The following is a 14,444-nucleotide window of genomic DNA, read 5'->3' as shown; positions in this document are numbered from 1 at the left end:
GCTTCCCAGAAACAGCTATAATCGTTAAGCTAACGTAATAAAATGGTAAAATACAAGGGAGGAGGGGAATTTATGTCAGAGATCAGACAAATTAATGATGCCCTGCAAAGGCCGCTTAGGGACTTACGCATCTCAGTAATCGACCGCTGCAATCTTAGATGCCAGTATTGCATGCCGGCTGACATTTTTGGTGACAGCTATAAATTTCTCCCCAGTGAAGAACTGTTAAGCTTCGAGGAAATAGAAAGAGCGGCCCGGCTATTCGCAGAGCTTGGTGTAGAGAAGATCCGTCTGACTGGAGGGGAACCCCTTCTTCGGAAAAATCTGCCGAAGCTGATCAATCAGCTTTCTCACTTAAATGGAATTAAAGACATTGCGCTGACTACCAATGGAATTTTATTGCCAAGATACGCACAAGAGCTTAAGGATGCCGGCCTTCAGCGTGTAAATATAAGCCTTGATAGTATCGATGATGACTTATTTAAGGAAATAACCGGCAGAAGCATAGGTGTAAAGCCGGTTCTCCAGGGAATTCAAGCTGCGAAGAAGAGCGGCCTCGAAGTCAAAATTAATATGGTAGTCAAAAAGGGAATGAATGACAGCCAGATACTGCCTATGGCAGAATACTGCAAAAATGAAAATCTCATCCTGCGCTTTATCGAGTTCATGGATGTAGGCAATACAAATGGGTGGAAACTGGACCATGTTATTTCAAAAAAAGAAATCATTGAAATGATCAGCAGAAGATACTCGATAGAACCGGTAGATCCGGATTATTATGGAGAGGTGGCTAAACGGTACCGTTATCGTGATGAAGCACCTGAGATCGGTTTTATTACATCTGTTTCTGAATCATTCTGCTCCACATGCACAAGGGCACGCCTGTCAGCAAACGGACAGTTCTACACGTGTCTGTTCAGCAGTGCAGGCTTTAATCTAAAGGAATCTCTGCGCTCTCGGCTTTCCGATAAGGAAATAACGGATCAAATCACCTCCATCTGGAATAAGCGGAATGACAGATATTCAGATGAGAGAAATGAACAGAAAACAAAAACGAAACCCAAAATTGAAATGTCTTATATTGGCGGTTAAATATATTAATTTCCGGGAGAGTTAAACATGCTTGAAAAACGTAAACCTTTACCCATCCATGAAGCTGTTGGAAAAATTATGGATATCAAAATCGATCAGGAAACGGAAATCGTTCCATTAAAGGATAGTTTAAACCGATTTTTGGCTGAAGATATTAAGGCTAAGCATGATGTTCCACATTTCAACCGGTCCCCGTATGATGGATTTGCTATTCGTGCTGAGGATACCCGACTTGCGGAAACAGGTAACTCTATAGAATTTGAAGTCATTGAAAAGCTGGCGGCAGGAACGGTTGCGGAGAAAAAGGTAGGTCCTTTTCAGGCTTCGCGCATCATGACCGGTGCCCAGATGCCGGATGGGGCAGATACGGTTATCATGCTGGAACTAGTTAAAACATACGAAAAAAATAATAAAGACTATATCTCTATTAAAAGAAAACAGCACAGTGGTGAAAATGTCTCTTTTAAAGGGGAAGATGCAAAACAAGGGGAATTGCTTGTCCAAAAAGGTACAATCATCAACCCCGGGGTGGTAGCCGTGCTTGCCACCTTTGGATATCATCAGGTAAAGACAGCCAAAAAGCCGGTGATCGGCCTGTTTGCTACCGGGACCGAGCTGCTGGAGGTCTCAGAAGAATTAGTGCCGGGTAAAATTAGGAATAGCAATGCACATATGATTCAGGCCCAGGCTGAGAGGGCAGGTGCAGAGGCAAAGTATTATGGCCAGCTTCCAGACGATATTGACATATGCTACTCTGCGATAAAGCAGGCGCTGACCGAGGTGGATATATTGATTACCACAGGCGGAGTTTCCGTTGGGGATTACGATATTATGCCTGATATCTATAAGCGGCTTGAAGCGGACGTGTTATTTAATAAGGTGGCCATGAGGCCGGGAAGCGTTACGACTGTTGCAAAACTAGACCGTAAAATTCTTTATGGACTTTCCGGAAATCCCTCCGCTTGTTATGTTGGCTTCGAGCTTTTTGTACGGCCGGTGATCCGGACAAAGCTGTTCTCGGACAAGCCGCATCTGCGAAGAGAAGAAGCATGGCTGAATGTTGATTTCCCGAAAGCTAATCCTTTTACCCGTCTGATCAGGGGCAACTTATCATTTGAACAGGGGAAATTGAGAGCCGAGCCATCCGGCCTCGATAAATCAAGTGTAGTAATGAGCCTTGCGGGAGCAAATGCTCTTATTGTTCTCCCATCAGGTACACGCGGATATCAAAAGGGAGATATCGTGGATGTATTGCTGCTAGAGGATTATGAGGGCAGCAAAGGAGCCTTTAAGGGGGTATGACGGCGATTTTTCAAATTTGCGGATTCCAGAATTCCGGGAAGACAACTCTGTTAACCGCCCTGATCCAAGCCCTGAAAGATAAAGGTGTAGAGTCTGCAGTTATAAAGCATCATGGCCACGGGGGACCTCTAGCTGTTAGAGAAAATCAAAAGGATTCCGAAAAATATCTTCAGGCAGGGGCTGTTGTTTCCCTTGCAGCAGGGCGGAGAGATCTTCAATTACTTGCTAATGTGAAAGAGTGGGATTTGGAACGGAAGATACAGTTCATGTCTTTCTTTAACCCGGACCTCATATTAATTGAAGGATATAAATATGAAAAATATCCTAAGGCAGTCCTGCTTAAGAATAAGGAAGACGCAGCTCTGATTGATGAGACTCTCAATGTCAAAGCAGCCGTGTACTGGCCGGAAGCAGAAGAGGGTTTAATACAAAAAAAGGTATTAAGTATATAAGTCTTTTTGATTCTTTACTTACACAGCAATTGTGTGAGTTGATTCTAAGTGAGCAATGAATAACAGGAGTAAAAGAAAGCCGCTTTTGGAATGTTTCCAAGAGCGGCTTTGTTCTAAAGTAAGAAAGTATGTAATAAAACTTATCAGCGCCAGCATTATCTGTGGTGAATCGAGGATTTTGCGGTTCAAGGTTTGCTAAGCAGAGAGTTTACTATACCTTCCATCTGTTTAATTGATTGCCAGCTCATGTTTTAACAAGGAATTTAGGATAACTGCAAATTTTACATATAAAAGAAGGATGCCAAGAAAGTCTCCGCACAGTGATAAAAATATGAGGCGTAAGAGAATAAATAAACGATGGATAATTGAAAAATGGATAAATTTTTTGATTCGGAAAAGAAGTTGTTAATAAAAGAATTTCACGGTTTTTCCGTAAACATCGTGACTAAAAGAAATTATATAAACCGTGTCAAAGGGGTGTAGATTAACCTGCTAAAATTCTTAAAAGATGATGTCGATAAATAAGAAGTTTTGTGTATTTTTAGAAATTTCAAACGATATTTCTGGTAATATGGTCCTATTATAATTATAATAGTTATAAATCTTATATCCTATTGGCAACCTATTTGAAAAGATAAGGACGCAAAGCTAAAGGGGCTAAAGTAAACTAACTATGCCAGCCAGCTGCTAAACACTTCCCCCGTCCGTGTCTCAACCCCAAGAATGGCCATACGGAAAATACCAGGAGGAAATGTTATGTTTAAGAAGCTATTAGCAATATCTATTTCTGCTCTTTTAACTGCAACCTTTGCCACAAGCACATTTGCGGCGACAAACGAAGACTACGAAAAAACGGTGGAAATGATCGAAAAAACCAACAGGGATATTGAAGCAAAAATTACTAAAGCTGTATCTGAATCCGATGAAATGGAGTCACAGTATCTAAAGGATATTCAGAAGATAGAAGAAGGCGACACAGTAATTAAACTAAAAGACCAAAAGAACAAATTAGAAAACGAGCTTGGTAAAACCAATGACAGCAAAAAAATTGAAGAATTAAAAGTAGATATAGAGCAAATTAATGCCAAAGTAGAAGCAGAAACTTCTAAAATTGAAGATAAATTGGCTTCTATTCAAGCAGAGATTGATTCCAGATTGCCTGAGCTTTTGGCTGTGGATGGTAAAGAAAAAGACAAAGTTGATAAAAAGATTGCTAAACTTGAAGAAATGCTTGATAAAAAATTAGAAAAGTATACAGAAAGAACTGCCAAGTTTACTAAGGATCTTGATCAATTAATAAATGACTTATATGACACTACTTTAAAGATGTCCAACGATGCTATTAAAAAAGCAGCAGAAAAGGGAATCTATTGCGAAGCTTACTGGACTCTGGTTAAATTAGGAGGAAGGTGGGTCTGGATAGATCCAATTAGAGTTGGGTGCTGAGACTACTGGAGGATAACGATGGAAGGACTCTACCTGGGCAGTAAGGATACATTTATTGAAAAGGCAAATAATCCTGATTCCACGGAATTTCGCCTTTTAGCAAAAGGGGATGGATCTGAAGTTATTTACCAGACAATACGAATGGGGAAATCCTTTTATCTTTATCCTGGTGATGTTTCCAATACACTTGAATTTTTTTATATTATAGAAGGAACTTGTGTATATGAAACGAAAGAGAGAAGCATTTCTCTTCGGCCGGGTGAACACTTCTATATCCATAATTTAAAGGAACCGGCTTATTTTCTTGCACAAACAGATATGCAGCTGCTTTGGTTCACTACTCAACCTGCATTTCATTATGTTAGTGCAAGCGTCGGGGAATTAACTAAAGTCCTTAAACAGATTGAAGAGAAGGATCATTATACGTATAGTCACAGTGTTAGAGTACAGGCATATTCTTTGAGAATAGCCAAAGAGCTCCAGCTGTCTAAGGATATACTGGAAAACCTTTATTTTGCATCTGTCTACCATGATGTCGGAAAAATCCATATACCTGAAGATATCCTGAACAAGCCAGGAAAACTTACACCAGAAGAATTCGAGATTTTGAAGAAGCATTCGGCTGACGGCTGCCAAATGGTTAAATCTACTTATTATTCACATATAGGAGAAATCATTTTACAACATCATGAAAGGCTTGATGGATCTGGTTATCCAAGTGGCCTGATGGGTGGCGAGATTTCACTTGAAGCACAAATCATTGGAATCGCCGACACTTTCGACGCTATGGTGTCTGACCGCGTCTATAGAAAGGGAATGGACCCTGAAATAGCAATAAATGAAATAAAAAGCCTAAAGAACCGGCATTATGAAGCTAATATAGTAGATGCATTTGAAAAAGTATTAATTCAGGATGGCAGGCTTTCTGAAAAAATGGAACAGAAACAAGCCCAGATTTAACTGGGACTGGATCTCCACTGGTCCATGGAAAAATGGGAAGTTGTTGAAATTGCTGATTAGACTCTATTCTAGGCCAGTGATATAGCGAAGAGTGTTACAGGTTTGCAGTTGTAATTGATTGTGGATATACAGTTTAATAGTGGCAAATAAAAGCGAGAAGATTCATTTCTTCTCGCTTTTATTTATGGCTCTATTCTATTTGGTGAGGTCAAGGGGAAATTTCCAGACTAAAAAAACTCGCAAACTTCTTATTTTAGCTTTATCAACCCGCAAGTAGAATCCCTTACCTGACTCCTTGGACCTTATTCTTATTTCTATTATTGCTGGGTTCATTTCTCACTGCATTTTTTTGTGTGGAAGATCGTTTAAAAACAAAGGGCGCCAGCGCTTTTGTTAGAGCTGCTAGGGCAAGTTATGAAGTTTGCACTTATCATAAAAGCTCGTTTTGCTGATCCCAAGCATCTTAGCAGCTTTTTGTTTATTTCCTTCAGCCAGATTAATCGCTCTTTCCAGTGCTGCTTTTTCGACAGCAGCCATTGTATCCTTAAGAGGCTGGATCGGCTCCTCCTGGTTGGTCTTGGCAGATAGCGAAGGAAAGCTGCCGCCTGCCGAATCTTCCTGGTCGCGCAGGTATAAAGGGAGATGTTCCATGGTGATTTCCCGGCCGTCTAATACGTTAATGGCCCTCTCCAATACATTTTCCAGTTCGCGGATATTTCCCGGCCAGGAATGTGATTCAAGGGTCAATTCTACTGCATTCGATAAATAGATGCCCTGTCTGTTGAATTTTTTCTCCAGCTTTTTCAAAAGAAGATAGGCAATTGGCAGAAGATCTTCTCTTCTGTCCCGTAATGCCGGGATTTCGACCTTCAGTACATTGAGGCGGTAGTATAAATCCTGCCGGAACTTTCCTTCCATAACCATCTCTTCAAGATTTCTATGTGTTGCAGCAATAATACGGACGTCTACCGACTTAGGGCTCTGCCCGCCAATTCTTTCGATTTCCTTTTCCTGAAGGACTCGGAGCAGCTTGCTCTGCATGAGGAGAGGCATATCTCCGATTTCATCCAAAAAAACAGTTCCCATATGCCCGAGTTCAAATTTCCCCTTTTTGCCGCCTCTTTTTGCTCCTGTAAAAGCACCTTCCTCATATCCAAACAGCTCCGATTCCAGCAAGTTTTCAGGAATGGAGGCACAATTGACGCGAATGAAGGGATAATGCGAACGAGTGCTGTTCTGGTGGATACTGTGGGCAAACAGCTCCTTCCCTGTTCCGGACTCCCCAATTATTAAAATGGATGACTGACTGTATGATCCTCTTTCAGCCAGTTGTTTGGCCTCCATAAACCGGGGATTGCTGCCGACAAGATCACTGAATCTGTATTTACTTTTATGTTCCTTTTCGAACTTTCGTTTATAATACTGAAGTTCCTCTAGGAGCGGCTGGATTCTGCCCGAGTAATCCAGCCACTCCTGAGGGTTGCGGAAAATGACGGTTCCAGCCGCACCAACCAGTTCATTATTCACGTATAGCGGATATCGGTTTGCTACCATCTCACTGCCTTTTATTGGCTGCACAGACGATAATTCCGGAATGCCGGTATTAGCAACGATATGCATGCGGGTATTTTCGATAACCTGATCTACATGTTTGCCTATGGCGTCCATTGGGGTTATATCCAGGAAGTCACAATAAGCCGAATCCATATATCGAATGATCCCGTTGCGATCTACAACCACTAATCGTTCAGCCACATTATTAATGACTTCTTTAATCCATTCCACCGGAAGAATATCAATTCCCTGCGCTTTCATATAAGAAGGCCACCTATCTAAATATCATAATGATTAATTATACTAATAAAGAAGATGGCCTGACCACTCTGAAATCTAAAAATTCTAATAACAGTATTATTGAACCGTATAACCGCCGTCCAGGACACAGGCCTGGCCTGTGACGCCCTTTGCCTTGTCGCTTGCCAGGAATATGGCATAGTCAGCAATCTCGGACACGTCCAACAGTCTCTTTTGTGGGACCAAAGGATAAAGAACTTCTTCAATCACCTTTTCAAGAGGAACATTTCTAGTAGCCGCGAGATCCTTTAACTGGTTCCGGACAAGCGGAGTATCGACGTATCCTGGGCAGAGGGCATTCACCGTAATGCCATCGGCTGCTCCCTCTAAAGCAGATACCTTTGTAAGTCCTATAAGACCGTGTTTTGCGCTATTATAAGCTGCTTTCCCTGCAAAACCTATCAGTCCATTTATTGAAGCCATGTTAATGATTCTGCCTGATCCTTGCTTTTTCATAATTGGAAAGGCATGTTTTATAGCCATGAATGGAGCTGTCAGCATAACCTTGATAAGCAGTTCGAATTTTTCAGTAGGGAAGTCTTCAATTGGGGAAACATATTGAAGTCCAGCATTATTGACTAAAATATCAAGCCTTCCAAATTGGTTTACAGTCTCTTTTATACAATTTTCCATAGCTTCCTCACTGGTTACATCACACGCTAGTCCGATTGCTTCAAATCCCTCAGCAGTTAACTGGGAAGCTGCTTCCTTACTTGCGGCTTCATTTAGATCTGATAAGATGACCTTTGCTCCTTCAGCTGCGAATGCCTTTGCAATCTGCAGTCCAATACCGCTTCCTGCCCCAGTAATTAAGGCGATTTTATTTTCTAATAAGTATTTCATTATCATTTGCCTCCTACGCTGTTTAGTTAATAAGCAGAACCCGATTACAAGGAAGGGTTCTGCTCTTATAGTAAATGGGACCGTATAAGCTGCATACTTTCCATGCGATGCCGCCTGATGACCTGCCCCGTTTTTCTAAATATATTACTTAATGCCAGTCAGGCTGTACAACCCGATAATTAAGAATACTGTTAATGTCTTCAATATCGTAATAGCGAAGATATCTTTGTAAGACTGTCTATGTGTAAGTCCTGTTACAGCCAGCAGGGTTATGACTGCTCCGTTATGCGGAAGCGTATCCATCCCGCCGGATGCCATGGAAATGACTCTGTGCATAACTTCCGGCGGGATATTAAATTCCTGGATGGCAGCCAGGTATTTGTCTGACATTGCAGCAAGCGCTATCCCCATGCCTCCGGATGCGGATCCAGTTACCCCAGCAAGTGTAGTTGTAGTAATGGCCCCGTTAACTAGCGGGTTCGTAAAGGTTTCGGATATTCCCTTGCTTACTGCTGTAAATCCTGGCAGGGAAGAGATGACTCCCCCGAATCCATATTCAGATGCTGTATTCATCACTGCAAGCAGTGCTCCCGCTATGCTCAAATTTAAGCCGGCCTGGAAATTTGTTGTGACCTTTTTCCAATCAAAAAGAATAGACGCTATAATACCGATTGCAAGAGCCATTTCAACAGACCAGATGGCAACCACCGCAGATGTATCCAGCTTGCCGAATGCTTCTAACCCTATAGCAGAAAAGTCAAAGCCGTCAGGATACCATTTGGGAAGATAGATGGTGAATATTTTATTCATTACACCTACAAGAATAAGCGGTACAAAAGCAAGTATCTGTCTAAGAGGAGATGCAGTTCCAACCGGAATCTTTTCATGTTCAGGCTGGAGATTAGCGGCTGTACCCGCTTCCCCGGCAGCCAATTCCGAATCGAACCCTGTGTAACCTTCTCCAGCGGCAGCAGCTTTTTTACGCTGATGCTCAAGGTACAACATCCCGACAATTAAAATGAAGGCTCCACCAACAATACCCAGGATCGGGGCAGCATAAATGTCAGTTTTAAAAAATGTTGTCGGGATAACGTTTTGAATCTGCGGCGTTCCTGGAAGAGCATCCATGGTAAATGTAAAGGCACCAAGAGCAATTGTCCCAGGAATTAACCGTTTTGGAATGTTTGCCTCTCTAAAAAGGTTGGCGGCAAATGGATATACCGCAAATACTACTACAAATAAGCTCACACCACTGTAAGTCAGGATTGCTCCCAACAAAACAATAGCAAGAATAGCTCGTTTTGCACCAACTAATTTTGCAATTGTTTTAGCAATAGATTCAGCTATACCAGACATTTCTACAACTTTTCCAAAAATCGCTCCAAGCAGGAAAACAGGGAAATAAGATTTTATAAAGCCAACCATCTTCTCCATAAAGATATTAGAGAAAAAGGGCAGTACATGGCTGGGCTCAGTTAAGAGTACAGCAAATAGTGCGCAGATTGGAGCAAAAAGAATAACGGAAAATCCTCTGTATGCAACAAACATCAGCAGCCCAAGCGATAACAGTATGATTACAAACTCCATAGATATCCTCCCTTTTATCAATAAGTAATCAGTAAGCGTTTACAATTAAAAGCAGACGCCTTTTTGTCAACTTCACTTTTTCCAGATTCACACCTCCGAAAAGTTTCAATTTTTAAAAAATTGGGTAACTCTTAAACGTTATAATGCAAATTCCGTGCCAAAATAAAAAAGGAGGATTATATGAATAAAAGTCGGAAAATTGTAACATTTACAAATGGATTTTCCGGAAATAAGGAATAACCATTACGTTTATTTACCGGAATATCGGAAAATTCCGGAATTACGGAAGTTGGAAGCTTTTTATCTATTAATTAGGACCATATTCTAGTTACTTGTTGATTTGGACCCTGTGTTGATTGGACGGATACGGGGGACTCCAGCAGGGGATATAAATTACGAAAACCTTTGAGGCGTGCCGGGAGGCTTCCGCACCGCCTTTTAGAGAAAGTTAGTATCGAGCTGCCATCAACTGGGAGCTTTTTAACAGAAATACCATTCGAAGAATTTAAAAATACATAATAATGCATTTGCATTTATTTTTATTCAATCATATAATGTATAAATAAATATACGGAAACTATTTTACCAATCTTGGAGATGATTATAGTTGAAGGTTTCTATCGTAGGAGCGACAGGATATGGCGGTGCAGAACTAATCAGGATTATTAATAATCATTCGCACCTTACATTAGCGAGTGTGCATTCATCCTCAAAAACGGGTCAGGCAATTTCGAATGAATATCCACATTTTATGCATGAAGTGGATGATATTCTTCTTGAAATTAATCCTGAACAGATGGCAAAAACCTCGGATCTGGTTTTTCTTGCAACGCCAAACGGGATTTCAAAAGGACTTACCCCATTTTTTAAAGACTTGAATATAAAAATAATAGACCTATCTGGGGATTTAAGAATAAAAGACAGGGACGAATATCAAAAGTGGTATAAGAAGGAAGCCGCTGATGAAGAGGTGATCGGCCGTGCAGTCTACGGATTATCTGAATGGAATAAAGAAAACATCTTACAGGCAGACATGATTGCAAATCCTGGGTGCTTTCCGACAGCAACATTATTAGGGCTGGCTCCCTTGATCCAAAATTTTTCTGCCATTGAAGATATAATCATAGATGCCAAGACAGGCGTATCAGGAGCTGGAAGGTCCCTTTCGGCTGCATCTCATTTTAGTGAAGTAAATGAGAATCTAAAAATCTATAAAGTTCTTGAACACCAGCATACACCGGAAATTGAACAACAGATCAAAGCCTGGAACCAGCATACACCGAACATAAGCTTTTCTGCCCATTTAGTTCCTATGACTAGAGGAATAATGGCTACGATGTATGTGAAGGTTGACCGGGGTACAAGTTTCCAGGAAATATGGGATTTATTCAAGAGTGCTTACGAGGACAAACCATTTGTTCGGCTTCATCCGCCTGGATCATTCCCAAGTACGAAGCATGTATACGGTTCTAATTATTGTGATATAGGAGTGGCATACGATGATCGTACAAACCGAATCACGATCGTATCAGTAATTGATAACTTAATGAAAGGAGCGGCGGGCCAGGCTGTCCAAAATGCAAATCTGATGTTTGGCTTTAATGAAACTGACGGGCTTCAGTATCTGCCGCTATTCCCATAAATCAGGAGGAAGTCATGGAGATTATTAAAGAGAAAAGCGAACTGCAGAAAATAAGCAATGGAACTATCCTATCCCCTCGAGGATACAAAGCAGGAGGTGTGCATGCAGGTCTTAGATATGCAAAAAAAGATCTGGGAATCATTGTTTCTGAGGTTCCTGCTTCATGTGCAGCCGTTTATACAAAAAATGTATTCAATGCGGCTCCTTTACAAGTTACAAAGGATAGTATTTCAATAGAAAAGAAGCTGCAGGCGATCGTCGTAAACAGCGCATGTGCGAATGCCTGTACAGGAAGCCGGGGTTTAGAGGATGCATATGAAATGCGGAGCTGTACGGCAAAGGCTTTTGCTATTCCGGAACATTTTGTTGCAGTAGCTTCCACTGGCGTTATCGGAGAATTCCTGGATATGCAAAAGATCAAGCGCGGGATAGCCGGATTGAATCCAACAGCAGAAAATAGCGGAGCCGCTGATTTTGAAACGGCCATATTAACAACAGATACCATTAATAAAAATACCGCATATTTTACTTATATCGATGGAGTGAAAGTAACCGCAGGCGGGGCTGCTAAGGGCTCTGGGATGATTCACCCGAATATGGCTACCATGCTTGGCTTTGTTACAACTGATGCCCTGATTAGCTCAGAATCCCTGCAAGATGCTTTATTGCAGATAACAAACCGTACCTTTAACCAAATTACGGTAGATGGGGATACATCAACCAATGACATGGTGATCGTAATGGCAAATGGAACAGCAGGGAACAAGCAGCTGGATGAAAATCATCCTGAGTGGTCGAAATTCATTGAACTCCTAACATTGACATCCGAGGATCTGGCAAAACAGATCGCTAAAGATGGAGAAGGTGCAACAAAGCTGATTGAAGTGAATGTTTCCGGGTGCAGGACGGAAGAAGATGCACAAATGGCAGCCAAGACAATTGTAGGAAGTAATTTAGTCAAGACGGCTGTTTTTGGGGCGGATGGAAACTGGGGCCGTGTGGTAGCAGCAATGGGCAGAAGCGGAATATCATTTAATCCCGAAGATGTAACAGTCAGTTTTGGAGAAACCGTCGTGCTAAAGTCTAGTGAGCCCGCAGCGTTCAGCGAAGAAACTGTAACAGAATATCTTAAACAGGACTCCATTGCCATTCATGTCCTGCTTAATGAAGGATCAGGGGCTGGGACGGCGTGGGGCTGCGATTTAACATATGATTACGTTAAAATTAATGGAAGCTACAGATCTTAGGCGGAGGTGTACGAATGAAAGTTATTGTGATTAAGTGCGGCGGAAGCATTCTAAACAGCCTGTCAGAAGACTTTTATATAAGTATCCAAAGCCTGAAAGAGAGCGGCTTTTATCCTGTATTTGTCCATGGGGGCGGGCCGGATATTAATGAAACACTGGACTTATATAACATTGAGCCTGAATTTAAAGATGGCTTAAGGAAAACAACCCACGAGGTTATGCATATAGTGGAATTGGTGCTGTCGGGAAAAACAAACCGAACATTTGTGAATCTATTAGAGACACGGGGGCTTAAAGCACTGGGGTTAAATGGTTCAGACTGCTCGATCCTTCAAGCTGATTTTGTAGACAGGGAATCGCTTGGGCAGGTGGGCAAGGTCATATCCGTAAACAAAAACCTGCTGGAATCGGTTCTAGAAATAGGCTGCACACCTGTTATTACACCGATTGCTTCCGGTCCTGATGGTCAGAAACTAAACGTAAATGCGGATATGGCCGCAGGGGCTGTTGCAAACGCATTAAATGCTGAGATGTGTGTGTTTATTACCGATGTAGACGGTGTTTTAAAAGATGGGAAACTGCTAAAAGAGCTTACGGTACAGGAAGCCTTGAAGCTAATTGAGGAAGGAACCGTATATGGAGGAATGAAGCCGAAGGTAGAAACGGCGCTAACCGTTTTAAGCCAGGGGGCCAACCGTGTCATGATTGCAAGCGGAAAAAATAAATTCTATGAACAGGATTCATTTATTGGAACAGCATTTACCGAACAGGAAATATATATGAAGGGAGCAGCAAAATGAGCCATTTGTTTCAAACCTACGCACGCTGGAATATAGAACCGATTCAGGGGAAAGGGTCCTATTTAACGGATCAGTCAGGTAAAGTATATTTAGATTTCACCTCAGGAATTGGCGTGCTTAATTTCGGGCATTGCCACCCAGCCATAACAGAGTCAGTGAAAGAACAATTAGATAAGTTCTGGCATACATCAAATTTATTTTCGCTGCCTGTGCAAGAAGAAACAGCAGCCATGATAGCAGACCTTTCAGGACTAGACCGGGTGTTCTTCTCCAATAGCGGTGCCGAAGCAAATGAAGCTGCCATTAAGTTGGCCAGGAAAGCTACTGGTAAATCGAAAATAATCACCTGCTATCAGTCGTTTCATGGCCGGACGTTTGCCACAATGGCTGCTACAGGACAGGAAAAGGTCCGGACGGGCTTTGGACAGATGCTGGAACCCTTCGAATATATTGAGTTCAATAGTATTCAAGATTTGGAAAAGGCAGCTGACGAGGATACAGCAGCCATTATGCTGGAGATTGTACAGGGCGAAGGTGGGGTCCACCCCGTAAATCCTGAGTTTATTAAAAAGTTAGAAGAAGTGCGGAGCAGGACAGGAGCTCTGCTTATTATAGACGAAGTTCAGACTGGGATTGGCCGGACAGGAAAGCCTTTCGCCTTCCAGCACTTTGCTATTAAACCGGATATCATTACCCTGGCGAAAGGGCTAGGAAATGGACTTCCGGTAGGTGCAATGCTTGGGACCGAAGAATTAGCCGAGTTTTTTGGGCCGGGCAGCCATGGTTCAACTTTTGGCGGCAACCCTATCTCGTTAGCGTCTGCAAAAGCAGTGCTGAAAGAGCTTGCTAGAGAAGGATTTATTCAAAGCGTTGAAGAAAAAGGAAAACTGCTTCATGCAGGATTGCAGGAAGTATTAACGGACTCATCAGTGGCAGAAGAAATCAGAGGAATAGGGCTTATGATCGGCATAGAGCTGAAAGAGGATGCGGCACCATATTTAAAAGTGCTGCAAGAGCAGGGATTATTAACCCTGCCTGCCGGCCCGAATGTATTGAGGCTGCTCCCGCCGCTGACAGTGACTGAAGAAGAAATAAATAAAGCCATCTCACTTATAGCTCAAGCTTTATCAAAAAAGACACAGGCAGTATAGAATTAAAAAGGACACAGGTTGTAGATAAAACCTGGTGTTCTTCTGCTTAAAAATGCATAAATATTCTA

At 42.0% G+C, this 14,444-nt stretch carries 11 protein-coding genes, 2 pseudogenes and 1 riboswitch; of the genes and pseudogenes, 9 read left to right on the top strand and 4 right to left on the bottom strand.

The features are described 5' to 3' along the window. Positions 1-72: 72 nt before the first annotated feature. From moaA to CUU66_RS07995, 5 genes are all read left to right on the top strand, one after another. Positions 73-1,092 carry a GTP 3',8-cyclase MoaA gene (moaA, locus tag CUU66_RS08015; RefSeq protein WP_101641161.1) on the top strand — a complete coding sequence of 340 codons (1,020 nt, stop codon included), beginning with the start codon at positions 73-75 and terminating at the stop codon, positions 1,090-1,092. A gap of 27 nt (positions 1,093-1,119) precedes the next feature. Continuing rightward, the gene (locus CUU66_RS08010) at positions 1,120-2,394 is read left to right on the top strand and encodes a molybdopterin molybdotransferase MoeA (RefSeq protein ID WP_101641160.1); all 1,275 of its coding nucleotides are present in this window, start codon (positions 1,120-1,122) and stop codon (positions 2,392-2,394) included. After that, complete coding sequence (gene mobB / locus CUU66_RS08005) at positions 2,391-2,846, top strand: molybdopterin-guanine dinucleotide biosynthesis protein B (RefSeq protein ID WP_101641159.1); 456 nt, start codon at positions 2,391-2,393, stop codon at positions 2,844-2,846. Before CUU66_RS08010 ends, mobB begins: the two co-directional genes overlap by 4 nt. A gap of 606 nt (positions 2,847-3,452) precedes the next feature. Next, positions 3,453-3,538, top strand: a riboswitch (cyclic di-GMP riboswitch). 64 nt (positions 3,539-3,602) lie between these two features. Beyond that, positions 3,603-4,292 carry a hypothetical protein gene (locus CUU66_RS08000; protein WP_101641158.1) on the top strand — a complete coding sequence of 230 codons (690 nt, stop codon included), beginning with the start codon at positions 3,603-3,605 and terminating at the stop codon, positions 4,290-4,292. Positions 4,293-4,310: 18 nt separating this feature from the next. Further along, a complete protein-coding gene (locus CUU66_RS07995) occupies positions 4,311-5,252 on the top strand; it encodes an HD domain-containing phosphohydrolase (protein ID WP_101641157.1) in 942 nt (313 codons plus the stop codon). Between the two features lie 402 nt (positions 5,253-5,654). Here the strand turns inward: CUU66_RS07995 and CUU66_RS07990 are convergent, their stop codons facing one another. From CUU66_RS07990 to CUU66_RS25360, 4 genes and pseudogenes are all read right to left on the bottom strand, one after another. Then, positions 5,655-7,067 carry a sigma-54 interaction domain-containing protein gene (locus CUU66_RS07990; RefSeq protein ID WP_101641156.1) on the bottom strand — a complete coding sequence of 471 codons (1,413 nt, stop codon included), beginning with the start codon at positions 7,065-7,067 and terminating at the stop codon, positions 5,655-5,657. A 96-nt stretch (positions 7,068-7,163) separates the two neighbouring features. Further along, positions 7,164-7,949: a 3-hydroxybutyrate dehydrogenase gene (locus CUU66_RS07985; RefSeq protein ID WP_101641155.1), complete on the bottom strand. Its 786-nt coding sequence runs from the start codon at positions 7,947-7,949 to the stop codon at positions 7,164-7,166. A gap of 144 nt (positions 7,950-8,093) precedes the next feature. Next, positions 8,094-8,801: pseudogene (locus tag CUU66_RS25365) on the bottom strand (GntP family permease); the annotation flags it as partial. Positions 8,802-8,872: 71 nt separating this feature from the next. Then, positions 8,873-9,536: pseudogene (locus CUU66_RS25360) on the bottom strand (GntP family permease); the annotation flags it as partial. Between the two features lie 607 nt (positions 9,537-10,143). Between CUU66_RS25360 and argC the strand changes: the two are divergent. From argC to CUU66_RS07960, 4 genes are read left to right on the top strand one after another with little or no spacing between them, the layout of a single operon-like run. Continuing rightward, positions 10,144-11,178 carry an N-acetyl-gamma-glutamyl-phosphate reductase gene (gene argC, locus CUU66_RS07975; RefSeq protein WP_101641153.1) on the top strand — a complete coding sequence of 345 codons (1,035 nt, stop codon included), beginning with the start codon at positions 10,144-10,146 and terminating at the stop codon, positions 11,176-11,178. Positions 11,179-11,192: 14 nt separating this feature from the next. Then, complete coding sequence (argJ, locus tag CUU66_RS07970) at positions 11,193-12,425, top strand: bifunctional ornithine acetyltransferase/N-acetylglutamate synthase (RefSeq protein ID WP_101641152.1); 1,233 nt, start codon at positions 11,193-11,195, stop codon at positions 12,423-12,425. A gap of 14 nt (positions 12,426-12,439) precedes the next feature. Then, positions 12,440-13,225 carry an acetylglutamate kinase gene (argB, locus tag CUU66_RS07965; protein ID WP_101641151.1) on the top strand — a complete coding sequence of 262 codons (786 nt, stop codon included), beginning with the start codon at positions 12,440-12,442 and terminating at the stop codon, positions 13,223-13,225. Then, positions 13,222-14,376 (top strand): acetylornithine transaminase, encoded by a 1,155-nt coding sequence (locus tag CUU66_RS07960; RefSeq protein WP_101641150.1) that lies wholly within the window; start codon positions 13,222-13,224, stop codon positions 14,374-14,376. Before argB ends, CUU66_RS07960 begins: the two co-directional genes overlap by 4 nt. Positions 14,377-14,444: the final 68 nt, after the last annotated feature.

The sequence above is a fragment of the Peribacillus deserti genome (assembly GCF_002863585.1).
Taxonomy (GTDB): domain Bacteria; phylum Bacillota; class Bacilli; order Bacillales; family DSM-1321; genus Paraperibacillus; species Paraperibacillus deserti_A.
Note: the sequence above shows the minus strand (reverse complement) of the source record. Positions and strands in the feature narration are given on the sequence as shown.